The 9,338-nt window shown below is 36.2% G+C and carries 10 protein-coding genes; 2 read left to right on the top strand and 8 right to left on the bottom strand.

Annotation, left to right across the window (positions count from 1 at the left end):
• Positions 1–618 (top strand): Gly-Xaa-Xaa repeat protein (locus ACFVQC_RS06340; RefSeq protein ID WP_377897719.1); only part of this gene is annotated, 618 nt, incomplete at its 5' end.
• An 80-nt stretch (positions 619–698) separates the two neighbouring features.
• Here ACFVQC_RS06340 and hfq read toward each other — a convergent pair.
• A complete protein-coding gene (gene hfq / locus ACFVQC_RS06335) occupies positions 699–923 on the bottom strand; it encodes an RNA chaperone Hfq (protein ID WP_000813896.1) in 225 nt (74 codons plus the stop codon).
• A gap of 25 nt (positions 924–948) precedes the next feature.
• Entirely contained in the window at positions 949–1,899 is a 951-nt protein-coding gene (gene miaA, locus ACFVQC_RS06330; RefSeq protein ID WP_377897717.1) for a tRNA (adenosine(37)-N6)-dimethylallyltransferase MiaA, read from the bottom strand.
• Positions 1,900–2,080: 181 nt separating this feature from the next.
• Here miaA and ACFVQC_RS06325 point away from each other — a divergent pair, with 181 nt between their 5' ends.
• Entirely contained in the window at positions 2,081–2,326 is a 246-nt protein-coding gene (locus ACFVQC_RS06325; RefSeq protein WP_002199601.1) for a hypothetical protein, read from the top strand.
• A 62-nt stretch (positions 2,327–2,388) separates the two neighbouring features.
• On the opposite strand, the gene entD is transcribed toward ACFVQC_RS06325, so the two are convergent.
• The 6 genes from entD to ACFVQC_RS06295 form a co-directional block, all read right to left on the bottom strand.
• Complete coding sequence (gene entD / locus ACFVQC_RS06320) at positions 2,389–3,345, bottom strand: cell wall-binding protein EntD (protein ID WP_204208192.1); 957 nt, start codon at positions 3,343–3,345, stop codon at positions 2,389–2,391.
• Positions 3,346–3,693: 348 nt separating this feature from the next.
• Positions 3,694–5,550 (bottom strand): PTS fructose transporter subunit IIABC, encoded by a 1,857-nt coding sequence (locus ACFVQC_RS06315; RefSeq protein ID WP_377897715.1) that lies wholly within the window; start codon positions 5,548–5,550, stop codon positions 3,694–3,696.
• Positions 5,551–5,563: 13 nt separating this feature from the next.
• Positions 5,564–6,475 carry a 1-phosphofructokinase gene (gene pfkB, locus ACFVQC_RS06310; RefSeq protein ID WP_377897714.1) on the bottom strand — a complete coding sequence of 304 codons (912 nt, stop codon included), beginning with the start codon at positions 6,473–6,475 and terminating at the stop codon, positions 5,564–5,566.
• Positions 6,472–7,224, bottom strand: coding sequence for a DeoR/GlpR family DNA-binding transcription regulator (locus tag ACFVQC_RS06305; protein ID WP_377897712.1), 753 nt, complete (start codon positions 7,222–7,224; stop codon positions 6,472–6,474). Before ACFVQC_RS06305 ends, pfkB begins: the two co-directional genes overlap by 4 nt.
• Before the next feature lie 158 nt (positions 7,225–7,382).
• Positions 7,383–8,546, bottom strand: coding sequence for an iron-containing alcohol dehydrogenase (locus tag ACFVQC_RS06300; protein WP_377897710.1), 1,164 nt, complete (start codon positions 8,544–8,546; stop codon positions 7,383–7,385).
• A gap of 116 nt (positions 8,547–8,662) precedes the next feature.
• Positions 8,663–9,205, bottom strand: a complete 543-nt coding sequence (locus ACFVQC_RS06295) for a DUF420 domain-containing protein (protein ID WP_219919617.1) — start codon at positions 9,203–9,205, stop codon at positions 8,663–8,665.
• Between the last annotated feature and the right edge of the window lie 133 nt (positions 9,206–9,338).

Below are 9,338 nucleotides of genomic sequence, written 5' to 3'. Positions count from 1 at the left end.
ACAGGGGCTACTGGCGCTACTGGACCTCAAGGCAATACAGGGGCTACTGGCGCTACTGGACCTCAAGGCAATACAGGGGCTACTGGCGCTACTGGACCTCAAGGCAATACAGGGGCTACTGGCGCTACTGGGCCTCAAGGTAATACAGGCGCTCAAGGACCAACTGGTGCTACTGGAATTGGCGTTACAGGACCGACTGGACCGACTGGACCGATTGGAACTGGCTTCCCAGTAGCAACAATTGTCGTTACAAACAACATTCAACAAACAGTACTCCAATTTAATAACTTTATCTTTAGTACTGCAATTAACGTAAACAATATTATCTTTAACGGCACAAATACAGTTACTGTTATCAACGCTGGTATTTATGTAATTAGCGTATCCATTTCTACAACTGCGCCAGGATGTGCTCCACTTGGAGTAGGAATTTCAATTAATGGGGCAGTCGCAACTGACAACTTCTCTTCAAATCTAATAGGCGACTCACTTTCCTTTACAACAATTGAAACTTTAGCGGCTGGCACAAATCTTTCTGTCCAATCTACTCTTAACGAGATTACAATTCCTGCAACCGGAAACACTAACATCAGGCTAACTGTATTTAGAATCGCTTAAATTTCACTATTTATTGTTTATGACAAATAAAAAAAGAGCGAGAAACTCGCTCTTTTTTTGTTATGTACAATAATTCATTACTACTCTAATTCAATTGAAACATTCTTTTGTGGTACAAATGTAGAAATTGCATGTTTATAAATAAGCTGTTGCTTACCTTCTGTTTCCAGTAGGACTGTAAAGTTATCAAAACCTTTAATTAATCCACGAAGCTGGAAACCATTTAATAAGTACAGCGTAACGAACGTATTTTCTTTACGGAGTTGATTTAAAAACTGATCTTGAATATTGATTGATTGCTTCATGTCGAATCCTCCTCTTTTTCTCTACTTAACTATTATTCGACTTTAGTTGTAACTTTCCTTCTATGTATCGTAAAATTTCTGACGTTTTTTCACCATCAGTAACATCGAACCACGCGACATCCATTTTATTACGGAACCACGTTAATTGACGTTTGGCATAACGGCGTGAATTCGTCTTTAATTGTGATACCGATTCTTCTAAAGAGACACGATTCTCAAAATAATCATATAGCTCTTTATAACCAATCGCTTGAATAGATTGACACTCTCGCACTCCTCTTTCATGCAGACCTTTTACTTCCTCTAATAAACCTTGTTCAATCATTAGGTCAACACGCAAGTTAATGCGATCGTATAGCATTTCTCGATCCATTGTCAAGCCAATTAATGAAACATCGTACAGTAACTCGTTTTCTTGTTTTTCGAGCTGGTTACTCATTTTTTCACCCGTCGTGTGAAAAATTTCTAACGCCCGAATAACACGCCTTACATTATTGGCATGAATACGCTCCGCACTTTCTGGATCTACTTCTTGCAACTTTTTATGTACATATTCCACACCGTGTTCTAATGCTAACTTTTCCATCTGTTCTCGGTATGTAGCGTCCCCAGCCTCATTTGTAAACTGGTAATCGAATAGAACAGATTGTATATAGAGACCGGTTCCACCAACAATAATTGGTAATTTCCCGCGCTCTGTAATTTCTCGAATGCACTTACGGACACGTTCTTGAAATTCCGCCACAGAAAATGAATCTTCCGGATTTTTTATATCAATCATATAATGCGGAATTCCGTCCATCTCATCTATCGTCACCTTTGCAGTCCCGATATCCATCGTACGATAAATTTGCATGGAATCACCACTAATAATCTCACCATTCAACGCTTTTGCAAGATCGATACTTAATTTCGTCTTTCCGACAGCAGTTGGCCCAATGATGACAGCAACTTTTTCGCGTTGCACTTCTCCCATATCATTCAACTCTCTTTATGTAATATACTCCATCTATTGATTATACCCAATCTTACCAATTTTAACGGCATGATTGCAAGTTCTTTGAATCTAGCACATGAAATTACACATAAAAAAAGAGCATAGCTTGTCCAATTCTGCATATACATGATAAAAATAGCTCGGAGAGGGTGCAATGACTATGAAACAAGCGACTATCGATTTTCCATTATTAATAAAAGACCTTATTTTAGCTACTGCTACAAAAGAACAAAATTGTTCACAAGAAGAATTATACTTCGCACTAAATTGTTTACTACGTTCCTTTCATTCTACTCTTCAAGAAACAGCGTTACATCCAGAAAATAAAAATACAGAGTATATGCAAACTCAATTTTGCACCGCGTATAAAATTATTACAGGCAAAACAATTTACCCTTTTCAATAATTCTTATATAAAAAAAGCGGCCGCTTAGACATTTTCAAGCAGCCGTTTTTTATTTTAATAAATTATTTTATAACTTTCACCTTAACAGATTTACGACCCCAACTATCAGCAGTGCTATCTGAACCAACTAAAACATCAATACGGTTTCCTTTAATCGCACCACCAGTATCTCCAGCAATCGCTTCTCCATATCCTTCCACCCACACTTTTGATCCGAGAGGAATTACTTTCGGATCAACAGCAATAACTTTCATATTTGGATTCGCTGTTAAATCATGCCCCATCGCAGTTAACACACGACCACCATATGTGCCATTTTCACCCGGATTCGCTGTGTAAGCTGTCGCTTCTACTGTTATTTCACGACCACCAGCAGGTGCACTTGTTTCAGTAGATTTCGCTGCTGGCTTCGCTTGTGCTACTGGTTTACTTGATGCTCCACTTTTAACAGATTCTTTTCCGTTAACTGCCGTATCATTTTTAGCCGGAGTTTTCTCCTTAACTGATGTATCATTTTTAACCGCCGTTTTCACCTTAGTTGGCGCTTCAGCTTGAGCTGGAACTTCTTTTCTTTCAATAACAGGTGCTGTACCTGTTAAAAATGGTACGTGAACATACGCCGCTTTCCCACCATATTCGAATTGTAACCATTCGTTTTGTACTTGATTTGTCGTTTCAATCAAGTCATCTTTTTTAAGCGTGCCCAGAATTTCTGAATCAGTATTCGCTCCAGCACGAACGTTTAATACGTTTGCTGTTACATAATAAGAACTTTTCGTAAACTCAGCACTTACAAACGCTTCTTTGCCATCTAATTTAATTTTGGACCATCCGTTTTCTGTATTTATAACATCTAATTTATTTCCACTTAACATTTTACCTACAAGCTTTGATTCTACAGTTGGGTTTTCTCTAACGTTTAATACATCTGTTGTTACAATCGTTTCTGCTTTAGCAGAACCTGCAAAAATCCCAAGACCAAAAACTGCTGCTGTTGCTATACCTAATAATTTTTTCATGAATAGCCTCCATTTGCTTTGTTTTCGTGTTCTCATTATAGCAACAGTTTTTTGTAGAATTTCGAAAATCACACAATTACAAAGCATTCGTAATAAACGATTAATGATTTGTAACATAAATTTCCATATTAAAGAATTGTATTTCCACCAAAATTAGCAATAGTTTTCATATATTTCTCACACATTAGTATAAGAATTTTTTTCCAAAAAAAATTACAGTATTACTCTTTTGTTACAAAAAAATCACTTTTTATTACATCTTTTACCAAAATCAATCATAATCCAATTATTAAATTACTTTTTGTAATGAAAAAGGAACAACTCCTATTAGCTGTCCCTTTTTATCTTTTATTTAACTTTCTTCTTCCAAACCCCTATCATAATAGCTGAAACAATCGTCCCAATTAATATAGAGAAAATATATAGCAACGGTTTATTCACTAATGCGATAACAAACAATCCACCATGCGGTGCCGGCAATGTAATTTGGAATAACATAGATAAGGCACCCGCGATGCTTGAACCAACAACACAGCTTACAATTACACGCACCGGATCGGCAGCTGCAAATGGAATAGCACCTTCTGTAATAAACGACGCTCCCATAATATAATTTGTTAAACCAGATTTACGTTCCGCTTCTGTAAATTTTGTTTTAAAGAATGTAGTTGCTAATGCAATCGCAAGTGGCGGTACCATACCACCAGCCATAACAGCAGAGTGCACTCCGAAATTCTTTGCTTCTATTGCAGCAATACCAAATGTAAATGCAGCTTTATTAATTGGACCACCCATATCAATTGCCATCATACCACCTAAAATAAGGCCTAATAATATAGCATTCGTACCACTCAAACCATTTAACCACCCTGTTAACATTTCATTTAATGCTACTACAGGCGGGTTTACTACTTTTTGCATAACAACTCCTGTAATCAACAATCCAAAGACTGGATATAACAAAACAGGTTTAATTCCTTCTAACTGTACTGGTAATCCTGAAAATAATCTTTTCAACCCTAAAACAACATATCCAGCTAAGAAACCAGCGATTAATCCACCTAAAAATCCCGCATTCGCTTGTGCTGCTAAAAACCCACCTACAACACCAGGCATAAAACCAGGTCGATCAGCAATGGAACTCGCAATAAATCCAGCTAAAATTGGTACAAGGAATAAGAAGGCTCCTTTTTCTCCACCGCCAATAGCCATTAATATTTCAGCAATAGGACCTTTTGCCTTAATTCCACCGAACATAAACGCTAGCGCGATTAAAATCCCGCCACCAACAACGAATGGAAGCATATTACTTACACCGCTCATTAAATGCTTATAAATTCCTAATCCTTTTTCTTTCTCTATACTTTCTGCCTTCCCATCCTCTTTTTCACCTTTAAAGATTGGTGCATCTTGTTTTACAGCTCGATTAAGAAGGATTTCAGTTTTTCTAATACCATCAGCGACCGGCACTTGAATGACATGTTTTCCAGCAAAACGCTTCATTTCAACTTGTTTATCTGCCGCAACGATAATCGCTGTTGCACGCTCAATATCCTCTTTCGTTAAACCATTCTTTATACCTGTTGATCCGTTCGTTTCAACTTTAATCGCAATCCCTAACTCTGCTGCTTTTGCCTTTAAACTATCCGCAGCCATATATGTGTGAGCGATTCCAGTTGGACAAGCTGTAACAGCTAATACGTATGGTTCATCCCCTTCTGGCTTTGCTACTTCAGCTTCTTCTTCTTTTTCCTTCTCTTTTTCATCAAATAAACGAAGAAGTTCCTCTTCATCCTTTGCTTCTAATAATTGTTTACGAAAACCTTCATCCATTAATAATGTAGATAGACGCGACAACGTTTCTAAATGAGTATTATTCGCCCCTTCACTTGCAGCAATCATAAAGAATAAATGTGCAGGCTGTCCGTCAAGCGATTCATAATTGATACCGCTTACACTTCTACCGAAACAAATCGATGGTTGTTTAACAGCCTTCGTCTTCGCATGAGGTATTGCAATACCTTCACCAATTCCTGTTGTACTTTGTGACTCTCGCTTTAAAATAGCTTCTTTAAATTCAGCTTTACTATTTAAACGATTAGCACCATTTAATTTCTCAACTAATTCATCTATGACAGCTTCTTTATTTGAAGCTGTCAAATTCATAATGACTGTATCCCTTTTTAATAGTTCTGTAATTTTCATATGCTGTTTCCCCCTATCGCTTAACTACAACTACTTGCGACAATAATTCTTCTACTTTTTCCTTTGTACATAAATCTGCTGAAAATGCTGTTGCACTCCCCGTTGCAACACCATATTGAAATGCTTTTTCAATATCTTTTATCTGTTCATATTTACCTACAAATCCAGCAACGAGAGAATCTCCTGCCCCAACTGAATTAATTACAACACCTTTTGGAACAGTTGCTTCATATATACCTTCTGCCGTAAATAATAAAGCTCCATCTCCTGCCATTGATACGATAACGTGCTCTACACCTTGTTCGATTAATTTTCTTCCATACGGTAATATGTCTTCTACGGTTGAAAGCTCCACTCCGAATAACTCACCAAGTTCATGATGATTTGGCTTTATTAAAAACGGCTTATTTTTAATTACATGCTGCAGTGCACTACCGCTTGCATCTACCACTACACGAATACCTTTTTCCGCTCCAAACTCTGCGATTGATTCATAAAATGTATTTGGAATAGAAGAAGGTACACTTCCAGCTAGTACAACACAATCTCCAGATTGCATACTTTCGATTTTTTTCATCAATTGTTCAAATTGCTCATTTGTCACAATAGGACCTTGTCCATTTAATTCTGTTTCTTCTTGCCCTTTTATTTTCACATTAATTCGAGAATCTCCATCTACTTGGACGAAGTTTGTTGTTACACCTTCATCATGCAATACATCTTTAATAAATTGGCCTGTAAATCCACCCGTAAATCCAAGCGCTACATTTTCAACACTTAAACGATGAAGAACACGAGAAACATTAATCCCTTTTCCTCCAGGAAACTTCATATCTTTCTCTGCTCGGTTTACTGTTCCTAAATCGAAAGAATTAACTTGTACTACATAATCAATAGATGGGTTTAAAGTAACTGTATAGATCATTGTTTATCAGCCTCAATTACATTGGTTTGTCTTTTATATTTTTCTAAATCAATTTCTATATGGTTTGTAATAATGCTTGCATCTTCAACATTTGCAATTTTCGCAAACGCAACTTCTGAAAACTTGCTTTCATCAATTAAGAAATATCCTTCGTTTGCTAATGTTAATGCCATTTGTTTTAAGAGTGCCTCTTCTGGATCTGGCGTTGTAAAACCAAGCTGTTCATGTACACCATTCGCTCCTAAAAAACATTTATCAAAGCGATACTTCTGCATACTTTCTTGCGCCATTGCACCAATTAAAGCTTTCGTCCTACTCTTCATCATCCCGCCCAGTAAATATGCACGAATATTATTTTCAACTAAAGCTTCAATATGCATAAGTCCATTCGTAACGACTGTAACATCTTTATTTATTAAAAATGGAATCATTTCAAATGTTGTACTTCCTGCATCTAAATAAATACAATCACCTTGTTCAACAATGTTAGCCGCATACCTCGCAATTTGGTGTTTTATTTGAATGTTTTTGGATGATTTTTCAACCATCGTTGGCTCTTGTCCTTTTCCTGTTAAAACAGCAGCACCACCGTGAACTCTTTTTAATAACCTTTGCTTTTCCAATTGTGCTAAATCACGACGAATTGTTGATTCAGAGCTTTCTGTTCTTTCCACTAATTGTTGTAATTTAACAACCTTCTGCTCTTTTACAAGTTGCAATATCATTTGATGACGTTCAGGAGTTAACATTTTATTCACCTCTTCTTTGATTACAGTATAATGAAAACGATCACAAAAATCAACCATAAACATTCACAAATAATCAAAATCAGTCACAAACGGTTATAGACAACAAAAAAGAAACCTATTTGATACAATAATCAAATAGGTTTCTTTTCTCGATTCACTTATAAAGAAGCTTTATATATATTTAGAACATCATCTTTATTTAATTTTTTAAAGTTACCGAATTCACCATAAGCCATCGCTTTATCCGCCATTAAGTCAATTTCACTTTCTCTAATAGCGTAATCAGCTAATGTTACTGGAGCTTCAATTGAAGTCCAAAATTGACGTAACGCCTCAATTCCCTCTAACGCAACCTCTTTATCTGTCTTCCCATCTGTTTCTACATCGAATACACGAATAGCGAACTGTTTAAAGCGACTCACATTTTCATCTATAACATGCTTCATCCAATTTGGGAATAGAATCGCGAGTCCGCCCCCATGCGGTATGTCATGAACAGCAGAAACTGCATGCTCAATATTATGAGTTGCCCAGTCTCCTTTTACTCCCATCGCTAAAATGCCGTTTAACGCCATAGTACCGCAATATAAAATTGTTTCCCTATGCTCATAATTTTCTAAATCACTTAAAAGCTTAGGAGCTGTTTCAATTACTGTTCTTAAAACAGATTCACAATAACGATCTTGTAATTCTGTATTCATGCCGTGATGGAAATATTGCTCTAATACGTGCGACATAATATCGACCATACCGTAAATTGTTTGATCTTTCGGTACAGACGCAGTATGAACTGGATCTAAGATTGAAAACTGCGGGAAAGTAACTGGACTACCCCATCCATACTTTTCATTCGTTTCCCAGTTTGTAATTACTGAGCCTGCATTCATTTCAGAACCTGTCGCCGCAAGAGTAAGTACAGTACCAAATGGTAACGCCTCGCCAGCGAATGCTTTTTTCGTTACAATATCCCACACATCTCCATCATATTTACTGCCAGCAGCAATCGCTTTTGTACAGTCGATTACACTTCCACCACCAACTGCTAAAATAAATTCAACTCCATTGTCTTTACAAATTTGAATTCCTTTCTTTACAGTTGATAAACGTGGATTCGGTTCAACACCAGTTAATTCAAATACTTCCGCATTTATTTCCTGTAAAATAGAAATTACATTTTCATAAATACCGTTTCTTTTAATACTTCCTCCTCCATATACGAGAAGAACTTTTTTACCGAACTGTGGAATTTCAGTCTTTAACTGCTCCAATTGTCCTTTACCAAAAATAAGTTTTGTTGGGTTACGAAATACAAAATTTTGCATATACCTTTACCATCCCTTCCATATGAAAAGCAACTATACTTTTGTATACCACACTTTTTTAATTTCACAAACAAATTTGCTTAACAAAAAAATCCCAGCCTTTAGGCTGAGACTTTTTATTGGTAATAAGGTGAGATCATTAAGTAAACAATAACACCAGATAAACTTACATATAACCAAATCGGCATCGTCCAACGTACAATTTTACGGTGACGTGTTAATTGATTCGTAAAACCAAATACAAGTGCGAACAATGCAAGTGGTACAATAATTGCAGCAAGGATAATATGTGTAATTAAAATGATGAAGTACACATATTTAATAAATCCTTCTCCACCAAAATGTGTTGCCGGTGCCAAGTAATGATACGATAAATATGACACACAAAATAATAAAGTCGTTGTAAATGCCGCAAGAATAAAACCGCGGTGCATCTTTACATTCTTTTTAATAATAGAAAATAAAGCTGCTAATAAGAATACAAACGTAAAGCTATTAAAGATTGCATTTAACATTGGTAAAATTGTTACATCAAAATGTACTTCTCCTTCATAGCCAACAGGTCCAAAGAACAAAAATAATATAATCGCATTTACAATTACAGAAAGCGTTATCACAATAGGAGCATAGCTTTTCTGACTTGTTGATTGATCCACCAAAATGGTCACTCCCTCTTCCTTCAAATATGTATACGTAACCTCACTATTTTAACATATTATTCACAGTGTAAATGTGACAATAGTTTGACACAGTAAGACAAAACAAAGAAAAAATCCTTCTTAACAATACTTC

The organism is Bacillus sp. NPDC057893 (assembly GCF_042796455.1).
Taxonomy (GTDB): domain Bacteria; phylum Bacillota; class Bacilli; order Bacillales; family Bacillaceae_G; genus Bacillus_A.
The sequence above is the reverse complement of the archived record's forward strand: the minus strand, read 5'-3'. Positions and strand labels throughout refer to the sequence as shown.

Excerpts from the sequence above, each read along its gene's own strand:
- hfq (WP_000813896.1), bottom strand. The coding sequence starts at position 923 with ATGAAGCAATCAATCAATATTCAAGATCAGTTTTTAAATCAACTCCGT.
- miaA (WP_377897717.1), bottom strand. The coding sequence starts at position 1,899 with ATGGGAGAAGTGCAACGCGAAAAAGTTGCTGTCATCATTGGGCCAACT.
- ACFVQC_RS06325 (WP_002199601.1), top strand. The coding sequence starts at position 2,081 with ATGAAACAAGCGACTATCGATTTTCCATTATTAATAAAAGACCTTATT.
- entD (WP_204208192.1), bottom strand. The coding sequence starts at position 3,345 with ATGAAAAAATTATTAGGTATAGCAACAGCAGCAGTTTTTGGTCTTGGG.
- ACFVQC_RS06315 (WP_377897715.1), bottom strand. The coding sequence starts at position 5,550 with ATGAAAATTACAGAACTATTAAAAAGGGATACAGTCATTATGAATTTG.
- pfkB (WP_377897714.1), bottom strand. The coding sequence starts at position 6,475 with ATGATCTATACAGTTACTTTAAACCCATCTATTGATTATGTAGTACAA.
- ACFVQC_RS06305 (WP_377897712.1), bottom strand. The coding sequence starts at position 7,224 with ATGTTAACTCCTGAACGTCATCAAATGATATTGCAACTTGTAAAAGAG.
- ACFVQC_RS06300 (WP_377897710.1), bottom strand. The coding sequence starts at position 8,546 with ATGCAAAATTTTGTATTTCGTAACCCAACAAAACTTATTTTTGGTAAA.